The organism is Nonlabens xiamenensis, from assembly GCF_003865345.1.
In the GTDB taxonomy this organism is placed as follows: Bacteria; Bacteroidota; Bacteroidia; order Flavobacteriales; family Flavobacteriaceae; genus Nonlabens; species Nonlabens xiamenensis.
Window position 1 is genome coordinate 981,117 of sequence record NZ_RMVE01000001.1, and the last position, 22,551, is coordinate 1,003,667.

Here is a 22,551-nt window from a genome sequence, read left to right on the forward strand (position 1 = left end):
GCGTACCTTAGCAACAATGAATCAGGAGCAGACTTATTCATGGGGCACGCGTCAAAGCATCAAGACCTTGGTGGTCAAGATATTGAGCTTATTTTCCTCGGTGCGCTTGTACAATATTATATTGGTGGCGATCGCACAACTGCTGGCTGCAATATTTATCATTGCTCCTGAATTAAGGGTTAAAGATATACTGCTGGATTACAGGCTTTGGCTCATCGTACTGGCGAGCGCTGCTGCAATCGCTGGCGGCTATATCATTAATAATTTTTATGATCGGGAAAAAGACCTGATCAATCGTCCACAAAAAACTTTGTTGGAACATCAATTGAGTAGGCACACCCTTTGGTCCGTTTATTTTGGCATGAATTTTCTGGCTTTTGTGTTGGGAATGTTGGTTTCATGGCGGGCTGGGATGTTCTATGCAGCCTATATTTTTGCCATGTGGTTATATTCCCATAAGCTTAAAAGGGTTTTGTTTTTGGGAAACTTGATGGCAGCCCTATTGGCGATCACGCCCTTTTTTGTGCTGTTTATGTATTACCGCAATTTTTATCCAGTCATTCTGGTGCACGGTGGCTTTTTGTTTTTGATCATAGGTATGAGGGAGTTGATCAAGGACCTTGAGAATCTTAGAGGAGATCTGGCACAGAATTATCGCACCATTCCCGTAGTATTGGGAGAGCGACGTTCCAAGCAATTTTACACGCTGCTCACTTTGTTGACGATTTTTCCCATCGCCGTCTTGATCACTTATTTTGATATCGGCTACATGAAGTATTATTTTGCCTTAATTGGTGGTGCCTTAATGGTGTGCCTGCCATTGATCTGGTCTTCTCGCCGCAAGAGGGAATATCTTTTAATTCATTTTATACTGAAAGTGATCATCAGCGCTGGGGTATTTTCTATTTTACTGATTGATCTTCCCGCCATTATTGATCGTATTCAATCGTTTACCACATGAGATCACAGCACATCAAAGTTGCCTTGGTACAAATTTCACCTGTATGGTTAAACAAGCAAGCAACGCTTAAAAAGATCATCACCCGCCTGGAAGACGCAGCCGATCAGGGAGCGGAATTAGCGGTATTTGGAGAAGCCCTATTGCCAGGTTATCCTTTTTGGCTCGCGCTCACCGATGGGGCGTCTTGGAACAAAACAGTGGTCAAGGAATTGCACCGTCATTACGCTTTAAATGCGATCAGTATTGAGCAGGGAGATTTGGAGGAGGTTTGCGCTTTCGCGAAAGCGAACAACCTTTCCATCTATTTAGGCATAATCGAGCGCCCGCAGGACAGGGGCGGACACAGTCTTTATGCCAGTATGGTATACATCGATGCCAGTGGAGTTGTACAAAGCGTGCACCGAAAATTACAACCTACCTATGATGAACGTTTGACCTGGTCACCGGGTGATGGCCATGGTTTGGTTACTCATCAATTAAAAGGTTTTACCTTGAGTGGCCTCAACTGCTGGGAAAATTGGATGCCTTTACCACGTGCCGCCATGTATGCCCAAGGTACTAATTTGCATGTCGCCTGCTGGCCAGGTAGTGATCACAACACCAGGGATATTACCAGATTTATCGCCAGGGAAGGCCGTTGTTATGTTTTATCTGTTTCCAGCCTGATGAGTAAAACTGATTTTCCTAAGGATACACCGCATTTGGAGGAAATTTTATCTCAAGCGCCTGAGGTTTTAACAAATGGAGGTAGTTGTATCGCAGGTCCAGACGGAGAATGGATCGTGGAGCCGCAAATTGGATCAGAGCAAATTATCTATGCAAATTTGGATCTGCACCGTGTGTTTGAAGAACGACAAAATTTTGATCCCGCAGGACATTATTCCAGACCTGATGTAACGCAACTATATGTCAATCGTAATCGGCAGACTACTGTTAAATTTGACCAAGATGCCGCTTCATAGATCGGCTAAGCACTTATCTTTGAATCAAAAGGATAGAATTTGGAGCAAAGGGTTTTTTCTGCACACGGTAAATTTTTGATTACTGGGGAGTATGCGGTACTTGACGCTGTTCCCGCTCTTGCTGTACCTTTAAAATTGGACCAGCGTTTGGTCATAACACCCAGAGAGGACCAGCAGATTAACTGGAAGAGTTACGATGTGGATGGAAGTCTGTGGTTTGAATTGTCGACTAACGTGCATGATCTTTATTCGGACTGCATTGATTGTGACAATCCGATCAGTATAAAACTGGCCGAAATTCTCAATCACGCACTTCATTTGTCCTCGATTAGATCCTTGCATGGTTTTGATGCGGTTACCGAGTTGGATTTTGACCGAAAGTCAGGTATGGGTACCAGTTCGACTTTGATTAGTATGATTGCGCAGTGGTTAGGTTGTGATCCCTTTGCCTTACAATTTCGTGCTTTTGGAGGGAGTGGATATGACGTTGCCTGTGCGACTGCCCAAAAGCCTATCACATATACGTACGATCCAGTGCGTCCCAAGGTAGAAACCGTGAACTGGGATCCAGCCATAAAAGATGAATTATTTTTCGTGTATTTGAACCGCAAGCAGAACAGTCGGGAAAGCATTGCTAGCTATCAGTCTTCCCGACTGACATCAGATGTTCGCTCACGTCTGGTAGAGATGCCAAAAGCTTTTCTAAATGCTTCCAATGATTTGACTGTCTTTAAGGCACTCATCGACGAACACGAAGGACTGATCGCACCATTGGTAGGTATTTTGCCCGTCAAGGAAAGGCTTTTTGCAGACTATCCTGGGTCGATAAAATCCCTTGGAGGCTGGGGAGGTGATTTTGTAATGGCTACCGGCGGTGCGCAAGAGCGCGATTACTTCAGGCAGAGAAATTACCAAGATATCAGGGAATGGAATGAGCTGATACGCTAAATTATCAGGGAAGAGAAAATATAAAAAAAGGCCGCTTTCAAAAGCGGCCTTTTTTATTGTAGGTATTGTGTCAGAGAATTAATAGAAGATGACTCTGTTGTCTTCTATTTCGACGCTTTTTTTCAAAGCCTCCACCAGTTTAGAAGTGGATTGATTAGCAGCTTGATTAGCCAAAGTATTGGCATTTGATGCATAATTTTGCAAATCTGGAGCATCAGTGATCTCGGTCACTTTAATCACAAACACGCCAGTATCACCTTTGATAGGTTTAGATGTTGCGTCTTGTGCTAGACCAAAAGCAGTTCCCACTACTAGTGGTTCGTCACCAGCTCCTGGAATAGTCGGATTCTTACGAGAGATTTGTGAAGCTGTTTTAAGAACTTGACTTTGATTTTTTGCAATCGTACTCAGATCGTTGGATTGAATCTTGTCCATGATCATACGTGCTTTTTTATTCTTTCTCAAGATAGGAGTTACTTTGGCGCTGGCTTCTTCGCTGGACATGTTTCCGGCTTCATTCGCACCAGTTACTTTGGCTACGACAAATCCTTGAGCAGTTTCAAATCTTTTCACATCACCTACCTCAGTGTCCTCCTCAAAAGCCCACTTGACGATAGATCTGTTTTTTCCAATAGTAGGAAGGGTTTCATCCAACGGCTTGAGGTTGCTAACAGGTGTAGCCACCACATTGTTATCTTTGGCCAAGGCAGTAAAATCACCTTTTTCTGCTGCTTGTTGGAATTTGACCGTTTTGGTGTAAATGTCATTTCCAGTTTTCTTGGACGGGTAGATCTTTTTTGAAATGGTCGCTAGTTTTACCGCCTCTTCAGGAGCTTTGGCTTCGTCAATTCTGATGATGTGGTATCCAAAAGAAGATTCAGCTATTCCAATAGTTCCCTCTTCGTTACTAAAAAGGAATTCAGTAAATCCAGGAGCAAAGTTTTTGGCATTACCGGAGTAAACTACCCAACCAATGTCTTCTGCTTTAGCCACCTCAGTATTTTCCTTAAAGTAATCAAATTTTGAATCAAATACGGATTTGCTTTGACCAATAGTAGCCAGAATGCTGTCAGCTACTTTTTCAGCTTCCTCTTTGGTTCTGGTAGCCTGTGAACGGGTAGCGCCGGCATAGGCAACCAGTATGTGACGGTTTTGAACACTGTCATTGATTGTTTTTTTGTCCTCGATCAGGGCCAGTTTCATCATTTCCCCTTCTTGATAAGGACCTACAGTACTTCCTATCTCAGCTGTGGCCGCTTTTCTGGCCGGGGCTGGAAGCTTAGATACCATGGTGTACATCGGGTCATATGATTCCTCACTGTACTGGTTTACGTAGAGTTCTACATCTTCTGCCTCACTGAACGCTGGGATATCATAATATTGTTTCGTGTTTTCATTATAAACCTGATTTTCAGCGGTTAAGCGCTTACTCAATTCGGCTTTCAGGGCGTCTTTATCTGCTTGAGAGGCTTTATCCTCAAATAGAACAAATTGAAGATCGCGCTGGGCTTCCACCTCAAATTGTTTTTTGTGATCTTCTACATAAGCTTCAATCTCGGCCTTGGTTACCTCTACTGTGCTATCAGGAATAGAAGTATACGGAATGTTCACATATTGGAAACTGCGTTTGTCATTTTCCATGCGGTATTCCATTTCTCCTTCAGCAGCTGTGGCGATCAACCCAGATTTCAATAGATTGAAGAATTGGTTTTGGCGGGCAGTCTTAGCTTGCCCATTTACATAATCGTTCCAGATAGATGCGTTGGTGCCGCTGAATTGCGTATCAATAAAAGTCTTGAATTTAGCCTCAGAAAAGCTGCCATCCTCATTCTGAAATTGTGGGTTGCTTCTATAGGCGTCTTTAACTAAATCAGCCACTTGTTCATCAGTTACTGCTACACCTGCTTCTTGGATTTGCTGTTCCAGAACGGCATCGCGCACTTCCTGTTCCCAAAGCGTGTTCACTGCCTGGACAGTAGTGATACCATTAGCACGTTGGGTATAATTATCGACTTTGCGACCGAATTCCTCGAATGAAATTTCTGTGTCACCTACATATCCTACTGCATTGCCTTGTTTCTGACCACCAGAGGTCAACACCCCTTGAATGATGAACGCAAACAATGCGAGTGCAATCACTAAAATCAGAATTACTCCTTGATTTCTAATTTTACCTAATATCGCCATCTTATTTTGCTATTAATTTTTAGTGTGGGCGAAAATAGTGTTTTCCACTAAATAAATAAAGCCTCCAGCACCGATAAACCTATAAAAATCAAAGTTAATAGTACTTGGTGTGCCAACAGGTTTATGGGTTGTTTGTATTCGGGTTGCGATAAAAGGCTATCGGACTTTTTTTCTTGGATAAAGTGAACAATTGATCATTTGTGATAGGAGCTGAAAGAACACCTCGCCTTACTCTTTTTCACCCAAGGTCAGATAGACCAGATCAATTTTGTTGTCTGATTTTTCAAGAATTTTAAAGTGATTTCCATCGATCAAAACTTCTTCTCCTTCATCAGGAATTCCTGCAGTGGCATGGGTGATTAGTCCTCCTAGGGTCTCGTATTGGTCACTTTCAGGAAGGTCGATTTTATAATTTTCATTGATTTGGTCGACTTCCAATCTGGCACTTAATTTAAATTCGCGTTCATTGATCTGCTGATCGATCAATTGATCAGAGTCGTGTTCGTCTTCTATTTCACCAAATAATTCCTCGATGATATCTTCTACAGTGATCAAACCGCTGGTTCCGCCATATTCGTCTAGTACGATGGCGATGCTCTTGTGTCTTTTGATCAATAGATTGAGCACGTCCTTGGCCAGCATGGTCTCAGGCACGTTGATCACGTTGCGTTTGATATTCTGGATACTTTCTGGTGCATTGAATAGGTCAAAACTATGTACATAACCAGTGATATCATCAATGGTGTCTTCGTGAATCAGGATTTTTGAAAGTCCAGACGCTACGAACTTTTTGTTGAGTTCTTTAAGGTCTGTGTCTTGATGAACAGCGATCATTTCTGTTCTTGGCACCATCACTTCCCTGGCCTTAAGACCTCCGAAGTCCAGTGCATTCTGAAAGATTTGAATTTCAGTATCTACATCCTCCTGCTCCTGCGCGCTTTCCATTTGTTCGGTGATGTAATTTCCTAGTTCCAATTTTGAAAAAGAAAGCTGCACTTCATCCCCATCGGACTTGAAGAAAGTTTTCAAGATAAAATCTGAAATTTGAATACAAAACCAAGAAACAGGCCAGAATACCAGATAAAACAGGTAGGCAGGCAGGGCAAAAAATTTTAAAAGTTCATTGGAATAGATTTGAAAGAAAACCTTGGGAAGAAACTCAGCGGTCAACAGAATCACGATAGTGGTAATACTAGTTTGAACCAAAATTCCCTTAAATCCTTCTGAAATAGGAGCGTAAATATCGCCCAGTAATGTAGTAAGGAGTTCACCAGCAAAGATCCCGTAAACCACAAGGGCAATGCTGTTCCCAATCAGCATGGTGATGATGAACTTGGAAGGTTGGGCAGTAAGGTTACCTAAAATCCGACCAATAAAGTCATTTTGGCGCTTTTCTAATTCAATATGGATTTTATTGGAAGATACGTAGGCGATCTCCATGCCAGAAAAAAAAGCACTGAGCACCAACATCAGCAATATGATCAGGATCTGCGTGAGCATATTTATTTGTTGCGATCCTCAAATCTACGACGAAAACGTCGCTTAAAGAAAAACATAAAAATTGCCACTGCAGCCATGGCAAACATCAAATAGGATCTGTTGGGTGTGACCTCATATTCATAGATTCCCGTCGCAATAAAAACGACAGCAAAAATGAGATAGGCGTACTCAAAATATTTAAAGAATTTACTCATTGTCTTGGTTTATCAAAAAGGCATCATCTGCTTTCCTTACTTGTACTAATTTAAGGTTTTCATCCGAATCCAGAACTGTTCCAGAGGTGTTACCCAAATCTGCCTGTGTTTCTGCATCTTTCAGTCTGGTTTCAAAGGCTTGGTTGGTGAATATCCATTTATCGGATTGATCCCAATACAGTTGATCGCCAGCAAAGGTATTACCATCAGCCCTTATAATTCTGACATTGCCTCTCAGGTCGACGATGTCCGTGAGATCATAACTGGTAGCCTGATCTGCTAGAATGGTAGTAATCGCTGTGCTGTCTTGAAGCGTCTCGTAAATGGTGACTTTAATACCGTCTGGAAAATGAGTGTAAGGAAAATCATCATTAGAAAAATCCAGCATGTTCTTGCCTTGAAGACTCAGCTTTAGCTTACCGCTATCCGTATGTTTGAGCAGCATATTTTCGACCTCTCCTATAGGTTCGTTACTGGACATTTCCATTTTCTCAATAGCTTTCAGATTGTCTTGGCAGGAGGCCAAAAAACAGATCACGGCCATGGCCGTGATCTGCGATATGATATGCAATAAATACCTATTCACTATGGAATTCTTACCGATTCACCGATCCAGCAATTAAAGGAGATTGTGCTACCAGATTTATAATTGCTGGTAAATACCATCTGCTTGCTTGGAGCCGCCGCTCTATAGCTGGCTGCGGTTTTTTGAGCAGTGCTTTTGATAGACGGATCTACACTAGCAGCGCGATCTGCATATCTGGCAGCTACCCAGTTAATGGCTCTTTTTTCAAAAGGATTACTTCCGCAGCTACCGGTACTTTGGGCAATCATGTCTGCGATACGCAAATAAGGCAATCCAAAAGAAGGCTTAGCTTTAGTAGCCAAAAGGTATTCTTTTTTAGCGCTACTATTTTGTCCTTTATTCTTGTAAATAGTGGCTTTCTTGTAGTGAATATTGGCTTCCAGATCTTTGTCTACACCCAGAGCAATAGCTTCGTCCCAATATTTTAGTTTCTCTGCATCATTGGTAGCGATATTACCCAGTCCATAGGCAGTTTTTGCGCTCGGATTCATGGCATGCAATGCTTTTACAGACTTTATATAAAGAGGTGCATCTGTACATTCTTTTTTCTGAAGTCTTACTAAAACATTGCTCAACCAACCCTTATTGGTGCTGTTGGCATCAAACTCAGCATCATACAATGGAATCAGTTTGTCACAGTCGGCCAAGGCTCCTAAGGTTCCATTCACACTACCCATTACGATACCGTAATTCTTGAGGTTGATTTGCTGATTTTTCATCTGCTTTTCCTCAGTTTGCGTAATACTGCCTTCCTGTTCTTTATCCAATAATGTAGTAACTACCTTGGATCGTTCGTCTTGAAGATCTTCAATGTGTGCAGTCAAGGCGTCATAGATATCAAATAATCCCTGCAAATCCATTTTACCGGCACCGTATCTTTTTTCAGCCAGTTTGAAATAAGTCATCATCGCCTTTGGATCCGTAAAGTTCTTTCTGTCTTTATTAAATAGACTGTTTAGGATTTTGTATTGCTCGTCCTCAGTACCTACATCATATTTAAACATGACGCTGGCTGCTTCCATTTGTTTTTTGGTCTCATTTACTACGTCTGGAAATTTCTCTGCCTGGGTAGTCAACATCTTTAATAGACCTTCAACGTTTTCCTTTTCATCACCCTTTTTCTTTTTCAAACGGTCCTCGTAAATTCTTTCCCCGTATTGATAAATAGCGGCGCTGGCATCTGGACATTTCTCCATCAGCTGCCCCAACTGTTTGTAGGCTTCGTCGTAATTCTTAGCTTTTGCGTTTTCCGCATAGATACTCAACATGACATTACAGTCATTAGGTTGCTGCGCTTTCGCGAAAGCGACACTAAAAACAGCCATACCTGCCAAGATGATATTTTTCTTTAATTTCATAATAAGGGTATATTAAGTACTTAGTTGTATTTTCTTTTCTGGAACCATCTGTCATTTAGCGAAAGTCCAATGGAAATGCTGAAAAAATCTTCTTTAATCAGCCCTGCATCCGTTGTCCCTCTTTGTCCGTATTCAAAGCCGATATTGGCATTTGAAAAGGCGTTGGATCGTCCCACTGGCAATCCTAGTCCAAAAGATATGCCAAACTCGGTTATGTTTTCACCCCTGAGCTCCAACCCCAATTCTTCATAGCGCACGCCGCCTCTGTAAACAACTCTGTCCCAATAACTTGTAATACTATTGTAATTGGGAATATAAAATCCACCAGCTCTAATAATGTTTGCATCGGTAAATGTAGCATTTTGTGGAACAAAGGTTCTGTCAGTCAAAGAGCTACTACCTTTTTGCACATATTCTAAACCGATATTCCATTTCAAGGGTTTTCCCAACCCAATGCCCAAGGTGAGTTCAGAAGGTAGTTTAACGTCTTCATTGCTGGTCTCTGTAACCTGAGTATTGACAATGGATTCTGTCAGGTCTTGCCTTAAGAAAAAGCTAGACAAATTACGTTCACTTTTGGCGTTTAGATCGCTTTCTGGGGAATAGACAGCGCTGGCTTGCAATTCCATGTCATCACTGATCATTTTCTGAAAATGCAGACCAAAGTTATAAGAAACTCCGCTGAAATCGGTCTCATTGGTTTCATTGGTTCCAAATTGGACTGTATTAATCGCAACACTGGAGGAGTTGGTTTCCTCACCAAAATTATATCGAAACTCAGCACCCAGGCTTAAGGCATCCAAAAGTTGGTAACCTAAGCTAAAATAAGCCCGGTTGATACTTCCCTCACCCGTGAATCTGGTATAATTGGTGGGAGAAATATTTCCAATTTCGTATCCTACGGAATTAAAAGGAATAAGTCCAAACCCAAAGGCAGTGCGACGCCCTACTGGAATCCCGATGCTCACGTATTCGATGGTTGTCGCATCATAGGTGTCATTGTCATTTTCAGTAGAAGCCCAGGTTTCTGTATGGACGCCTCCAATGGTGTAAGTGGTTAGACGCAGTCTTCCATAGGCTGCGGGATTACGTAAATTAATATGCACACTATCGGCATAAGTGAGCATGCTTCCCATGCTCCTGTTTTCAATGGTGCCTTTAAAAGTTTCCTGTCCCAATCCGAAAAAGGAATAAGGGGAAGAAGTACGCGATTGGGCCAAACTGTAACTGCTGGCCATAAGGATTACCGCAATGATTATACTTCTGATCATAAATTGTGATTAAAATTGTAAAGCTGTTCTATGCCTTGAAGCATCAAAAAAGGCGTGGCAAAGAAACGGTTTTTTAGTTGTTTGACCAATAGATCGGCGTCTCCACCAGTGATAAAGATCTCTAAATGGTCAAATCGTTCTTTATATTGATTGATTACCCCTTGAATTTCTTGGGTAGCCCCATTGATCACCCCACTATGCATGGAGGATGCTGTTGTTTTTCCTATAAAATCCTCTACATTTTCTTTTTCCAACAACGGTAATCGGGCTGTAAAATTATGCAGGGACTCATACCTCAAACGCAATCCAGGGGAAATAGCTCCGCCTAAATATTGATTGTCCTTGTTCAACAGGTCATATGTGATACAGGTTCCAGCGTCAATGACCAAAACGGCCTGTTGTTCCTTACGCAATTGTTGTGCTCCAGCCATCAATGCCAAACGATCCATTCCTATGGTTTCACTTTGATAGGTGTTGGTGAAGGGTAGATGCATTGTGGGGCGAAGTTCAAAAATCTCTGTAAAATACTGCTCCAGGACCTGACGAAAGGCTGCATCCATTTTTCCTACAGCACAAATTGCGACAGTAGCTATGTCTGGATACTTTTCTTTGATATCGGTGAGGCGAGGTTGAAGTCCATTGGAATCCGTTCGGTAGAGTAGGAGGGGCTCCTGCTGCTGCATTACCGCAAGTTTGATCGAGGTGTTACCTACATCTACTACTACAATCATTGGTCCTTCTTGTGTGGGATACTGGATTCGAACCAGCGACCTCTACGATGTCAACGTAACGCTCTAAACCAACTGAGCTAATCCCACAATTTGTTATGGTTGTACACGGCATTTTGCCTGTGCTGGGACAAATGTAAAACACTTGTCTGCTACTGCCATATGTCCACACAAAGGTTTAGCACATATTAACAGTAGTGCAGCTGGGCTTGTGAACCAATACTGCCGTGATCAACAAAAAACCCGATCTTTTTGATCGGGCTTTTGTGGTACCTCCAGGAATCGAACCAGGGACACATGGATTTTCAGGCTGCAGCACTATAGAGGCAACAAAATCCCAGGACTGATTCTCAACGGATTGTTCTACAAGCAACCGATCGAAACGGGCTGCAAATGTAACGTAATCGATTTTATTTGCGATTATCAAGATAGCAGTTTTTTTATAAATAAGGAAAATGTAAATCGTGATGTATGACTAGTGCAGAAGGATTGTCGACCCGTATTCGTAAATGCGTAACTTTTGTGATGGACATAGTCGTATCCATTTTAAACCATAGTCCAATGCTGTAATTATTTCGGCTTTTTTCTCTCAAAAAGATACTTCATCACCAATAAATAAAATAGAAAGACTGAGGTGGTTAGAGAGCCCATAACAAATAAAAATTCCACTTGATTTAAGTCAAATCCGCAAAAACTGAAACCTTTAAGCAGAATTAGTATAATAATGAAAGCTTTCCATATACATGTCAAAACAAAAGCTTTAAGGGCATTTTGTTTTCTTAAAGTACGCTCTTGATCACGATCTTGTTTGGTAAGATAGAATTTTTTGTGGTCGATCCAATCGGGGAGTGATTCTAGAGAACCTTTAAAAAGAGTGTCGTTTTCTTCCTCAGATTTAGAATCGTTTTTATCATTGATAGGTTCAGGGTTAAAGCTCCCAAAGTACTCCTCGTAATCTTGATTTAAATTATCTCGCTTTCTTTGTTTAGCCATTCGAAACTTGATTGACCTTTTTTTTATAATAATCCTTTATAAGATTGTTATCAATTTGCTGATAATGATAACCATTATAGGTTTGTGCCCATGGAGTATCTTCCGTGTGAGTTTTGGAAGAAAGCTCTAGTCCAGTAAATCTCTTATAAGCATTGTATACTGATCTCAAAAACTTTTCATCTTTTTTCTTTATTTCTGAATTTGACAATGAGTCTAAGGCACTGAAGGACACTGAATCTTGACCAAATATTTTGATTGTAAAGTAAAGTCGAGGAATGACTGGTCCATATTTCCAAGCCTGGATTTCTTCTTTAAAGAGAGGTTCGCCATAAAAAGCCAAATAATATCCATGAGCTATGTAAGTTAGTTTTAACAGCTTCATTGGGGTCATGGGACTACCTTCTTCTTCAGCAAAGCTTAGAAATTTTTTCGCTATGTCATAGCATGAGTACATTGGGTTCGTAGGTTTTATTTAAAGTTAAATTATTTGAGATAAATATATTATAATTATTCCATAAAGTGTCTGTATATTACATAACACTCATCAATGAGTAATATTAGTTGCCTTCAATGCTGCAATTTATGTTCCAAAATCTTTTCTAAAAATGATTATAACTATCGTGTAATTTGTCGGTAGTATCCTTATATACTTTCCTTCTTTCCTTCTTTCCTTCTTTCCTTCTTTTACTTTTTGGACTTCTTATAAGGATTATTTAAGTGTTGTGGCCTAACGGGCCTTATTTTCGTTTGATTGAAAAAAAAGCAGAAACAAAATACCTGAAAGACTTAAATTCATGCAGCATAAATAGATTATCAAAAAGGCAAATAATTAAGGCCCAGCTGCTGCAGCTGGAAAAATGCCTGCTCGGGAATTTTCAAAATTCCATTACTTAGATAGCTTATATTGCAGGATACGACTATCGCTCTTCACTTAATTGAAGAAGCCAGGCTTTCCCGGGTGCTCAATACGACTATCGCAACCGGTAATTGCCTAGCTATTATCAATCATAATTTATACGTGGTTGGCATTCGATTTTTACATTTAAGTATCTATACTCATGGCAAGGAATTCCACAATTCCTATTATTGCCGATTTTTTGTCCAGACGATCTTTAAGCGGTTTTACTGCTGTTTTCTTCATTGTCCCTTTCTTTCAAAGCCCTTTTCACACTTTCATCGATCAATTGCTGCAAGGCCTTGGCCGCTAGATCCTCCATACCTGGTTGCGCATGCTTTGGAAGTTCTCCAGTCTCCTCAATAGTGTTTTGAAGGTATCCTGGATCCTTACTCCTTAAATAACTATCTGTTATTTCATATCTATATATGTAGTCAAGACTGATATTTAGTCTCTCAGCCAGTTGAATCGCTAGATCTATCGGTAAATCTCTATCCTTAAAATACCTGCTCGCGGTTTGATGTTTAAGGTTATACTCGCTAGCAAAATCAACAATTCGCCAGTTTAAATACTTAGCGATATAGTTTAAATTGATAGAACTCAATCTTTTCATAAAAAAATAATATACACACCGAAAAGGTGGATTTTACCTGTGTTTTTTGGTGTATTAATACCTCAAAGCGGTGTTTAAATACTTTTTATAGTGTGAAAAACATTTATTTGGTGTATCATTGCCCTATTAAGATACTAAAAAGATCATGTCATCATCCAAAAAGTTTAAAACTCAGCGTGTGGTCCAGAACTGCATTAATGTTTATGCCAATGCAACTGAGATCATGATCAGAACCCAATGTTCTATAAGTGCGGCACTTAGGTTTCTTTCGGTTCACGACAAGGCTATGAATATGTTCACGCTCAAACAACAACGCGATATGTATTACGCCGGAAAGGAGTTTTATAGCCTCATAGAGGTCAAAAAGCTCGCGACAATTACAGCAATGAGTGAAATGCTCCGAAATGAAGTAAAAGATCTTACAAAACAGGATATTAAAAACATCGGCCAGGAACGTATGGCCATATAACAAAAAAGCCCGGCGCTTGAGCTACGGGCTTTTGAAACTTCAATAGCATCAAAATTCCACTTAAGATGCGAAGAGGTACAAATATAAGTAATAATCGATGTCAGCAATAGCAGTTGCGCAATTTTATGAAATGTTGTCTCCAGCCGAAAGGAGGAAGGCAGATGCATTGCTGGACGCTATCCGGGAACCGGCACCACCTGTGAGCGATGCCCAGGCGTCATTTGATTATTACACTAACAATATCACCGCCATGAAGGCCATGCTATTAAAGCTGGAGGAAGAGCGCAAACAAAAGAGACCAAATGCGGGCTAAGGCTCCTTTCATGCCGTGGACACGTTCACTGGAGCATTGTCCACGGCTATATACAATTGAATACATGACAATCGACAAGAAAAAACCACCTGGCTAAAACCATGAACCATCAAGGATGCAACCCTTGATGAGCCATGAAACATCAATAGAAATTTTAAAAATTCCACAACATGTACACACCTCAAACAGGTCATCATCAACGACAACTTGTATTGCCCAGCGTGGGCGATGCTATTTGTAAAAAATTGACGCGCATTGACGCTAGTGCGCTCATAGAAACAACAAAAAGTGATAGGACAATGATCTACACCATATACACGCTGCTTCCCTTATGGAAGTTCCTGCCTTGTTTTCAAGGGAAAAGAATTGCCCGGACAGAAAATGACCCGGTATCTGTATCCATTTCAATTTATAAGTCATGAGTGAGAAACTAATCACTATCACCGTAGAAAAAAAGATAGGAAAGCAGTTGGAGGAATTCAAGAATTCCGATAGCCTTTATTTGAAGAGTAGATCCATAAAACTACGCGGAGTAGTCTATCATCAGCATCATGCAATTGTTGGATTTATCGTGGATGAAGAGCAAACCTTCCAGTCACAACTTTTTTCGGACCTGTTTTTCATCGGGTTCTATACCGGAGGTGAGCTATTACTAAAAGAAGAATTATGATCTCAGAACCTAAAAACGCAACGCAAAGAAGAGATGTCGATCCCGCTTTCGCGAAAGCGAGACTTGAGGAATTGGATAAGAAAGAAGAACGTATCAAGAGACAGATTTTCCTACTGGATGTCTTGGTATTCCTTTTAGGAATTGCGCTATTGCTAGGTGTGGTCCATTTAATAAGACATATATGGATCACGCTATAGTATTGATCAGCGAGGAAATCAATCGGCTAAGCCGGGCCCTCAAGCGCATGAATGAGGATAGTAAAAATGATTGGGGAGACCTGGAACCAGAATACACGGCCAAATTGGATCAGTGCATTCGGGCCCGTGAGATCCTTATCAATAATCTACAAGTTATAACAGAGCCTTAGATATGACCATACGAGAACTTTTAGAGACCTGCGTTGGTGATGGTGCAATTTCTTCCATAAAAACTCCAAAAACCTACAATGGCTTTTTGATGCATCTAAGTCTTTGCCCAAACACCAACATCAAGGACGTCAAGATTGGCCAGACCGTCAGGATAGATGACTACTTCAAGGTGGATACCGGTGTCACTGTAGGCGCCATACTTCTTGAATTAATGAACATTAAGACCCCAACTACACATGACAATTAATCAATTCCTAGAAAAATACTACTCCCTCGAGCTTCAGCTATGGGATTTTCAGTACCCTGATCGTCAGGACGTGAATCAGCACTTCAAAGATGTTACCCTAGACGTATATGAGGAGATTGCTGATAGACTCAACATAGACTTTCGCTCAAACCTATTTGAGAACGTCCTAACAGAGCTGGAGGCTTTGAATCTCAGATTAAATAACTCGACAAACATAAAAGCTTCCCCAAATTTATGAATTCCGCGTTACAATTACCACAATTCCTGGAACCTAAAGACGGACCCAGATCAGAAAATAGATTTGGTCATAAATTATATAGGTCACCATTTATGGAGGGTCGGGACATAACTACTTCCATGACCATCAACTATCGGATCCTTTATGATCAATATGCTTCCCACTGTGAAGAGTTTAATATACAAGTGGACAACTACAATGCAGAAAGGGAACGACTGGAAGAATCCAAGACGACCAGGACAGAACTGAGGCAAAAGTCAATCATGAGATTGGCCAGGAAGAAGAAGGCCCGCAAGCATGATCCCGATCCGACCGCCTGGAATGAGCTCATTCATGAGTTCAACGTAGAGCATGGCACCAATTACTTACTGGAGCGCAAACAGCCCTTAAAGCAGAGCTATGATGTACTGCTCTCGGTGCTTTTAAAATACTATTGCGCACAGCTTACGGCTCATGTCGCCAAACGCCGGCAGAACAATCTAAGTCTGGTGATACCATTACCTGCTCTCGAGACAAATAGTGACCGCATACTGAGATATAAACAAGATGGCTTGCGTCAATTGTCGTGTGACAACAGAACAGTACTAAGACAGATCAAACGTCTGGAGGCCGCGGGAATTCTTCAATTTATCAGCCATGGCGCACGTGCAACCAGCGAGATATATTTCAACCCCAAACTGCTTAATATTCAAGAGAAAGAGCCTAAAAAGGGTCCTAAAAAACCACAAAAACCGACTCCAAAACCCCAGGAATCTGAAAATTCTTTAAGTGCTCAGGATCAATCTTCTAAGGATTCAGAGTGTACAAAAAGTACACTGTTAGGTGGCCCTTTAACCAGAACATTAGAAATCCTTAAAGAAAGAAAAGAAGTTTCCAACTTCAATGATATGCGGAACGGCGCAAAGGCGCCTACGGCAGATGAACCAGAACAGAACCAGAACACCAATTGCGTGCAAACTTTTAAATCAGATCCCGTGCTTCAGAACGTTAAAAAAATAAATATTCCTCCCGCGCTCCAGAAAAATGAAACTGATCCGGCCGCCCGCATTGCTCCAAAAACAGAAAAGAACGGCCGGGCCCAGGCGAAAAGCATAGAACTATTAGCTGGAGTACAGGATGTATTTACGCTTTCGCGAAAGCTTTCTGAACATTTCTATGATCATTATGAGCCAATTCCCAATGAGGATCTTCAGTGGGAAGTGCAGGAGGGAAGCTTGACCCGGCAGGACTTTAAAAAGGTGATCGATCAGGAATTTCTCAAGTGTTTTGCCCGGATTTATGTAGGAATCGACAAACATTATCAAATGAAACCATACCACTGGTCCAAAGCTTTGCAGGACATAGACAAAAATCTTTTTAAGATTTTTACCGGTAAGGTGTTTTCAAAACAAGAGATTCTGGACCAGCTCAAGGTGTACAAACGCATGATCCGTATGGCTGATTACAGTTTCAAAAAGAATACCGACTATTTCCCGCGCTTTGCTTATGAGTATCTCTGGAGAGGATCAAAGATCAGCTTTTGGAACCTGGAACAACGAGCCCAAAAAATAGACCGACAAACGGCCACGCGCAGGGCCGAGCGAGAGCGCCGGATGATCAAGATCCTGGAGATCAATACCAAGATCAAATCAAACCGGCAGATGAAACGACTCAGGAATGATTATACCAAGGCCCGAAAGGCAGCTTCCAGATACTTGGATCCTAAAAATACAGAATGGACCAGGGAACGTTTGGATTCCTATTGCAATAGCGAGCTGTTAAAATCTGTATCAAAACAGATTGACCGAATCATTGCAGACGTGCAATTTCGGCAATTACCGAAGCACAATCCATAAATGCAGGCATTATTCTTTCTGCAGCTGCCACCAGGAAACCAAAAACGCCAGCAAAACAATCAAACATTCAATAATATGTACATAAAACTGACTTCAATATGCACTTAACGATTAGAAACCTAAGTCCTAAAGCCCAAGAAATGTTGGAAGCCTACATGGAATCCCACGATATCCCCAGTAAATCCAAAGCCATTGACAAGATGCTGGAGGACCATCGGGAAATGAACAATCTGAGAATCTCCAGAAATCAGTATAGAAATGACATGGAGCTGTACAAGTCAAGATGGGAGGCTATTGTAAAACTGCTCAGAGGCTTGAGTTTCCATATGAAAGCAGATGTAGATGGGGAGAAATAACAACTGCACCTGCACCCCAAAGGCAAAACTAAGCTGTAAGAACTGCAGCCGGATAAAAATGTGGTGGTCAGATCCAGCAGGTAATTCTCGAGCTTGGTACTCCAACTGGAACGATGAAGCTTATCAAAAATCTGATAGTGCCATAGCCACCGCTATGCTGGTACGTTGGAAAAGGAAGTTCAATTTTCCGTTTTATCCCATATTCTATTTGAATCGCGAACCAGACCGTCCAGAGTTTGAGTTTATTGAGCACATTAAAAACATTCAGGAATTATGAGAATTCCAACCATAAAGGTTAAGTATGATCAGTGCCTCACAATTGAGGTACTGGTTGAAGCTCTTAAAACATTTTTCCAGGCAGATATAGTAGTTTCCACCTATACCGGTGATCGGGCAGCTCTACACAAATTGAAGCTGAACATTGCGGCCAAGATATTTAAGGACATCCAGTTCAAGTACAACTCAAGAAAGTTCACAGGAAAGGGCAGTTTTGAATTTTACAAATACGAGGCTGAAATCATCTACGATGGATTGCTCAAGATGGAAACTACTCACCAGCAAATGCAGTTGAGACAGCGGGAATTGATTGATAACCTGATACAGGAAATTTTTGATATTGAGACCAAGAATCCCTGGACGGCCGCATTTGATTTGTTTCAGATAGGTGTCAAATGATTTTTTGAAAGAAAATGTTAGATCTTAAACCTGAAGTAAACGGTCAAGTATAAGCGTAGTGCGGGATTTCGGAGCGATTCACTGTCCGCCCAACGCAAAGTATCTTAGTAGCAAAAATGCTCATTTTTAGCTGTTCAGACCGCATTACGCTTATACAATGTTGTGCTTGCGTGCTTTTCATAGATACATTTCTTCATCTCGATTCTTTTCTTGCCTTATTTGTTCATCAGCATAAGACAAGTATTTAGTAGCCCATTCCGCAACAAGTTGTATTTCATGATTTTCAATTGACTTAAACAGTTCCTTTTTTGCTTCCAGAAGAGGCACGACTGAACCTGTCCAAGAATATGTCTCCATATTTGAGCTTAAATTTCTTAGCACTTCTTCAATGCTGCCAAATTCATCAATAAGTCTTTTGGCTATTGGATGCCATATTGAATACTGATTATTATTTTCTCCATAAATCGGAACAAGTTCAGCTAGTCTTGCTGGAGCTAGAGGTTGATTGGATTTACACCATTCAAAAATCAAGTCAATGTCTCCATCAAATAAAACTCCAACACTTCTTCTTACACCCCCAATGTGTGAGCCAAGAATATGCTTTAGACCATAAAACTTGATATAGTCATCCTCTTTTGACAACAAAGCGGTTGAAAGGTCTTTCCAAATAGATTGAAAGTGAATTTTCATTAGAATCTCATAAATTCTTTGAGCATCATTGTCGAGATGATAGGAATTATCCCAGGAAATTGATTCGATTATTGATCCGTTGATAAATACAGCAAGCTTTGACTCATCACTTGAAGATAAGATTGAACAGATTGTTTGCGACCATTTATAATTGTCAAGCTGTCTTTTTTCTTTCTTAGAAGCTCCTAATCTAAAAATGCATTTTTTGAAAATGGGTGTGAGAGTAGTTTTTAGCTCATCGTCATTATAACCAAGATTAAAAAATAAATCAAAAACTAGTGCATAGCCTTCATCACCATATTTAAATAGCTTACTACTAAAGTCTTCTAATTCATCAAAATCGCATCGATTTAATGAGTTGCTGTAGCTAAATACATCAAAATTTGTTAATTCACACCTACCACTTTCGATAAGTTCAAATAATAATCTGAAGTATCTTTTTCCTTCAGCATCAATTGAAAGGAAATAAAACAGGAGATAGTTCAGCTCCTCATTTCTCGAAAGCGATATGTAAAAGCCTTCTTTAATTTTAGAGTTTGCTTCAGCTATGAAACCACCAAAAACTGTAAGATTCCTTTCTTCTCTTTTTAGATCGGTAATAGTGTTTATTGATAGGTCAATGAACGCATCAACTTTATCAGCATTATTCCGTATCAGTTCATAAATCCTTTTACCGAAATGATACGAATATACTTGCTGATTGGTGTAAAAAACAGGAAAATGTTCCTCCCAGGATAATTGGTCAATGATAAACTCATCTGCCAATTTGATTATAGCATCCTTAACCTTTTCACTAGAATAGGATTCGTCATTGTCTAAATGGTAGGAACTGGATATTGTTTTATATCTAGTTACAAAGTCCATTTTTGTCAAAGAGTTAATTAGTGCATTAATTTTTTCCAATAAGTCTTTTGACAATGATGCTCTCTCATACTTCCTAGCATACTTTAGCCCCTTCAACCCCTCATCCCAATCATATTTTTTGTGAACTGATATTTCTTCAACAAAAGGAATAATTACATGGCCAAGGCGAGCATTACAAATCGATCTAATACTATTTGCAATAGCATCACTCGCAGATTCAGAGTGTATTTTATCTGTCTTTACTATGTGTGTTAACTTGGTTAGAATATTTGTCCAGTACTCACTTACTTCATTACCGGTAGGCTGATAATCTCTAAGTCTCTTGCTTCCTTGACTTTCTGCTCCACCCATCCTACTAAAATGACCATATGCTAACCCAGATTTCATGGCTCTAATGGCAAGCTCGTAGTATTCCTCATTTTCCTTAGACAAACCCCATTCAATTATTTTCCAACGTTCTTCCAGATCAGCCTCTGTACCCGCCAGTAGAATTTTGAATAATTGCAAGAATTGACCAGTTGCGTTATTAGCCCAAGTTTCATTTTCTGCAATAGCAAAAGCAAATAATAACTTTGCACTTTGGTTAAATGTTCTCTTATCAAAACATAGCTTTTCTAAAACCCAAATAAGATTTCTTCTCCCTTCACTAATCTCTAATAATTCTTCTTTTGATTTATTTAAAAAGACCCTTGTTAAATTTTTAGAAACAGCCACTGGATTCACTTCAACAAAAGAGCGGAAGAGGCGTGAACCCAGTTCAGAGTTTAAAACTCCCGCGTTATCGAAAGGGCTTTGAGGCCCCACAATTTTTTCAATAATGGATATGGCTTTATCATTATATCCGAGGTACTTCATTTGTTCGGCTATAGCCTCAGATAGATTTTTCTTGTCTGGTTCTTTTAATTTTGCAATGTTTGTAATGACATTTAGAAGTCGATCGGGTGTACATGGCTCAAGCCATTCCTGTGCAAGCGACATTGCTAATGGGAAAGGACGTAAACCTATTAGTCTACCCTTTTTCTCAAAAATCTCTCGTTTTAAGAAATGGGTGCAGGTTTCATGAAATTCATTAATGATTACTTGGTCATCTCCTGTTAAGCTGGTTATGTTTTTATCTTTAGCAATAAATTCTAGCTGAGTTTTTAATTCATCCTCATAGCCGAAATAGTTAAAGATAGAACACGATTTTAAGATTGTTCGATATCTAGCATTTTGTCCCTTTTCACCAAGAAGTTTATCAAGAAGTTCCTTATCGTCTAACTTACCAATAAATTTTTCACCGTTTTTAATGCTTTCTCCTATAAGTACAGCCATTAAAGGAATACCCTGAGAAAACTCTTTTATTTTCTCAATATTATCCTTTCCCAATACATCAATATCTTCGGTAAGAATTTGATCAACAATTGACGATAAATCTTCTTTCTTGATTGAAATGTAGTTTACTCCATTTATTTTATCTATCTCCAGTTCTTCTGGATTAGAATCGATTGTGATCAGGGAAATACGATTGTTTTCATTTTTAATAAAGTGAAGTAACTGACGATGAAGAGCTCTTGAGCAATTATCCAATATTACAATTCTGTCTTCCTGTTCTCTTGTCAGCCTTGTGAAAAGAGCTTGATAATCAGCGTTAGAATGATAATTACAATTTAGGTAGAGAACTCTGCTATTTAAGTATATAGATTCTTCTGATTCATTAGCCCTGAAAGCTTCTAGTAAAATTCTTGTTTTACCAAGCCCAGATAGACCAATTAATCGAACACTCTCATTTGGGTTCCTAATACCACTTAAAATTTGCTTTGTTATTTCACTAATAAACTCGCTAGAATAATATTTCTGAGATGTATTTGTCGTTCTTTCCCAATCACCCCATACAGATAAGGGTTTGTACTTATCTTTTTGATGTTGAAGTGCAAAAATTGCAGTTTCTTTAATGGCTCCAACTAGTCTGGATACTAATTGATTTTGAGCTTTTTCTTTATCGTTAACTTCCGGTGAAAAGTTATATTCGACAGGAAATCTCAGGTGTTTTATATCAAAAGGAAGTAATTCTTGATTTTCCTTTAATGAACCTAAGGTTCCATTTACAATTCCAATTATTCTTTCTTCTTGAATAGATTTATATGCAATACCATATTCTAAAAGAACATTTGGGTTTGGTGTTGGTTTTTGCGTTTCTCTTAAGACTTTTTGAACCTCAGGAGGGATTGTATCAGGGAAATTATGATTAATTATAGATAAGTCAGCAATGAATATATCACAATTTGGAATTCTTTTATCCATGATTGTGGAGGCTAATTGAACGGAGCCTGGTTCGCCTGAGATACCTTCTTCTATTTCGAATTCAACCTCCTTTAGTTCGGGCTTGTTTTTTAGTTTCTTGACAGCTTTTTCTATGCAATCCAATATGAAATATTTATTGTATTTGGCATCTGTAGTCATCTGCCAAGAAAAGAATATCTTCAATTTCATCTTTTAATTCTTGTTTTCATGAACGGTTTTATGCATGAAGCACAACAAAGATATATGATTACTTCAGGATCATATTCTGGATCAAATTAAAGAATAAAAAACGACTAGTACATGAATTGCAGGCAGTTCAATGGAGGATCCTGCCGGATCGGGATGCT

The 22,551-nt window shown here is 39.9% G+C and carries 25 protein-coding genes and 1 tRNA gene; 14 read left to right on the top strand and 12 right to left on the bottom strand.

What is annotated here, in order from left to right; genetic code table 11:
• Positions 1-16 precede the first annotated feature (16 nt).
• From EGM47_RS04290 to EGM47_RS04300, 3 genes are read left to right on the top strand one after another with little or no spacing between them, the layout of a single operon-like run.
• Entirely contained in the window at positions 17-961 is a 945-nt protein-coding gene (locus EGM47_RS04290) for a geranylgeranylglycerol-phosphate geranylgeranyltransferase (RefSeq protein ID WP_124979504.1), read from the top strand.
• Positions 958-1,923, top strand: a complete 966-nt coding sequence (locus tag EGM47_RS04295; protein ID WP_124979505.1) for a carbon-nitrogen hydrolase family protein — start codon at positions 958-960, stop codon at positions 1,921-1,923. The genes EGM47_RS04290 and EGM47_RS04295 overlap by 4 nt, the downstream gene beginning before the upstream one ends.
• A gap of 39 nt (positions 1,924-1,962) precedes the next feature.
• Positions 1,963-2,871, top strand: coding sequence for a GYDIA family GHMP kinase (locus EGM47_RS04300; protein ID WP_124979506.1), 909 nt, complete (start codon positions 1,963-1,965; stop codon positions 2,869-2,871).
• A gap of 78 nt (positions 2,872-2,949) precedes the next feature.
• On the opposite strand, the gene EGM47_RS04305 is transcribed toward EGM47_RS04300, so the two are convergent.
• From EGM47_RS04305 to EGM47_RS04355, 11 genes are all read right to left on the bottom strand, one after another.
• Complete coding sequence (locus tag EGM47_RS04305) at positions 2,950-5,058, bottom strand: peptidylprolyl isomerase (RefSeq protein ID WP_124979507.1); 2,109 nt, start codon at positions 5,056-5,058, stop codon at positions 2,950-2,952.
• Positions 5,059-5,286: 228 nt separating this feature from the next.
• Positions 5,287-6,558 carry a hemolysin family protein gene (locus tag EGM47_RS04310; protein WP_124979508.1) on the bottom strand — a complete coding sequence of 424 codons (1,272 nt, stop codon included), beginning with the start codon at positions 6,556-6,558 and terminating at the stop codon, positions 5,287-5,289.
• A 2-nt stretch (positions 6,559-6,560) separates the two neighbouring features.
• The gene (locus EGM47_RS04315; RefSeq protein WP_124979509.1) at positions 6,561-6,752 is read right to left on the bottom strand and encodes a hypothetical protein; all 192 of its coding nucleotides are present in this window, start codon (positions 6,750-6,752) and stop codon (positions 6,561-6,563) included.
• Positions 6,745-7,338, bottom strand: coding sequence for an LPS export ABC transporter periplasmic protein LptC (gene lptC / locus EGM47_RS04320; protein ID WP_240642205.1), 594 nt, complete (start codon positions 7,336-7,338; stop codon positions 6,745-6,747). Before lptC ends, EGM47_RS04315 begins: the two co-directional genes overlap by 8 nt.
• Positions 7,338-8,696 carry a hypothetical protein gene (locus EGM47_RS04325; RefSeq protein ID WP_124979510.1) on the bottom strand — a complete coding sequence of 453 codons (1,359 nt, stop codon included), beginning with the start codon at positions 8,694-8,696 and terminating at the stop codon, positions 7,338-7,340. The genes lptC and EGM47_RS04325 overlap by 1 nt, the downstream gene beginning before the upstream one ends.
• Before the next feature lie 20 nt (positions 8,697-8,716).
• Positions 8,717-9,967, bottom strand: coding sequence for a hypothetical protein (locus EGM47_RS04330; RefSeq protein ID WP_240642217.1), 1,251 nt, complete (start codon positions 9,965-9,967; stop codon positions 8,717-8,719).
• Positions 9,964-10,698, bottom strand: a complete 735-nt coding sequence (locus EGM47_RS04335; RefSeq protein ID WP_124979511.1) for a type III pantothenate kinase — start codon at positions 10,696-10,698, stop codon at positions 9,964-9,966. The genes EGM47_RS04330 and EGM47_RS04335 overlap by 4 nt, the downstream gene beginning before the upstream one ends.
• Before the next feature lie 12 nt (positions 10,699-10,710).
• Positions 10,711-10,785: transfer RNA gene (locus EGM47_RS04340), tRNA-Val, on the bottom strand.
• Positions 10,786-11,265: 480 nt separating this feature from the next.
• Positions 11,266-11,688, bottom strand: coding sequence for a hypothetical protein (locus EGM47_RS04345; protein WP_124979512.1), 423 nt, complete (start codon positions 11,686-11,688; stop codon positions 11,266-11,268).
• On the bottom strand, positions 11,681-12,142 hold the full coding sequence (locus tag EGM47_RS04350) for a Panacea domain-containing protein (protein WP_124979513.1): 462 nt from the start codon (positions 12,140-12,142) through the stop codon (positions 11,681-11,683). The genes EGM47_RS04345 and EGM47_RS04350 overlap by 8 nt, the downstream gene beginning before the upstream one ends.
• Positions 12,143-12,800: 658 nt before the next feature.
• The gene (locus EGM47_RS04355; protein ID WP_124979514.1) at positions 12,801-13,196 is read right to left on the bottom strand and encodes a helix-turn-helix domain-containing protein; all 396 of its coding nucleotides are present in this window, start codon (positions 13,194-13,196) and stop codon (positions 12,801-12,803) included.
• 145 nt (positions 13,197-13,341) lie between these two features.
• Here EGM47_RS04355 and EGM47_RS04360 point away from each other — a divergent pair, with 145 nt between their 5' ends.
• The 11 genes from EGM47_RS04360 to EGM47_RS04410 all read left to right on the top strand — a co-directional run bounded on the left by EGM47_RS04360 (position 13,342) and on the right by EGM47_RS04410 (position 18,367).
• Positions 13,342-13,665 (top strand): hypothetical protein, encoded by a 324-nt coding sequence (locus tag EGM47_RS04360; protein ID WP_124979515.1) that lies wholly within the window; start codon positions 13,342-13,344, stop codon positions 13,663-13,665.
• 97 nt (positions 13,666-13,762) lie between these two features.
• Positions 13,763-13,978, top strand: a complete 216-nt coding sequence (locus EGM47_RS04365) for a hypothetical protein (RefSeq protein ID WP_124979516.1) — start codon at positions 13,763-13,765, stop codon at positions 13,976-13,978.
• A 170-nt stretch (positions 13,979-14,148) separates the two neighbouring features.
• The gene (locus EGM47_RS04370; protein WP_124979517.1) at positions 14,149-14,400 is read left to right on the top strand and encodes a hypothetical protein; all 252 of its coding nucleotides are present in this window, start codon (positions 14,149-14,151) and stop codon (positions 14,398-14,400) included.
• Positions 14,397-14,648 (top strand): hypothetical protein, encoded by a 252-nt coding sequence (locus EGM47_RS04375; RefSeq protein ID WP_124979518.1) that lies wholly within the window; start codon positions 14,397-14,399, stop codon positions 14,646-14,648. Before EGM47_RS04370 ends, EGM47_RS04375 begins: the two co-directional genes overlap by 4 nt.
• Entirely contained in the window at positions 14,645-14,845 is a 201-nt protein-coding gene (locus tag EGM47_RS04380; RefSeq protein ID WP_124979519.1) for a hypothetical protein, read from the top strand. The genes EGM47_RS04375 and EGM47_RS04380 overlap by 4 nt, the downstream gene beginning before the upstream one ends.
• A complete protein-coding gene (locus tag EGM47_RS04385) occupies positions 14,830-15,015 on the top strand; it encodes a hypothetical protein (protein WP_124979520.1) in 186 nt (61 codons plus the stop codon). Before EGM47_RS04380 ends, EGM47_RS04385 begins: the two co-directional genes overlap by 16 nt.
• A 2-nt stretch (positions 15,016-15,017) precedes the next feature.
• Positions 15,018-15,263, top strand: a complete 246-nt coding sequence (locus EGM47_RS04390; protein WP_124979521.1) for a hypothetical protein — start codon at positions 15,018-15,020, stop codon at positions 15,261-15,263.
• A gap of 234 nt (positions 15,264-15,497) precedes the next feature.
• Positions 15,498-17,336 (top strand): hypothetical protein, encoded by a 1,839-nt coding sequence (locus EGM47_RS04395; RefSeq protein WP_124979522.1) that lies wholly within the window; start codon positions 15,498-15,500, stop codon positions 17,334-17,336.
• Between the two features lie 98 nt (positions 17,337-17,434).
• Positions 17,435-17,692: a hypothetical protein gene (locus EGM47_RS04400; RefSeq protein ID WP_124979523.1), complete on the top strand. Its 258-nt coding sequence runs from the start codon at positions 17,435-17,437 to the stop codon at positions 17,690-17,692.
• Positions 17,693-17,750: 58 nt separating this feature from the next.
• A complete protein-coding gene (locus EGM47_RS04405; protein ID WP_124979524.1) occupies positions 17,751-17,969 on the top strand; it encodes a hypothetical protein in 219 nt (72 codons plus the stop codon).
• Positions 17,966-18,367 (top strand): hypothetical protein, encoded by a 402-nt coding sequence (locus EGM47_RS04410; protein ID WP_124979525.1) that lies wholly within the window; start codon positions 17,966-17,968, stop codon positions 18,365-18,367. The genes EGM47_RS04405 and EGM47_RS04410 overlap by 4 nt, the downstream gene beginning before the upstream one ends.
• Positions 18,368-18,544: 177 nt before the next feature.
• Here EGM47_RS04410 and EGM47_RS04415 read toward each other — a convergent pair whose 3' ends face one another.
• Entirely contained in the window at positions 18,545-22,393 is a 3,849-nt protein-coding gene (locus EGM47_RS04415) for a hypothetical protein (protein WP_124979526.1), read from the bottom strand.
• Positions 22,394-22,551 lie beyond the last annotated feature (158 nt).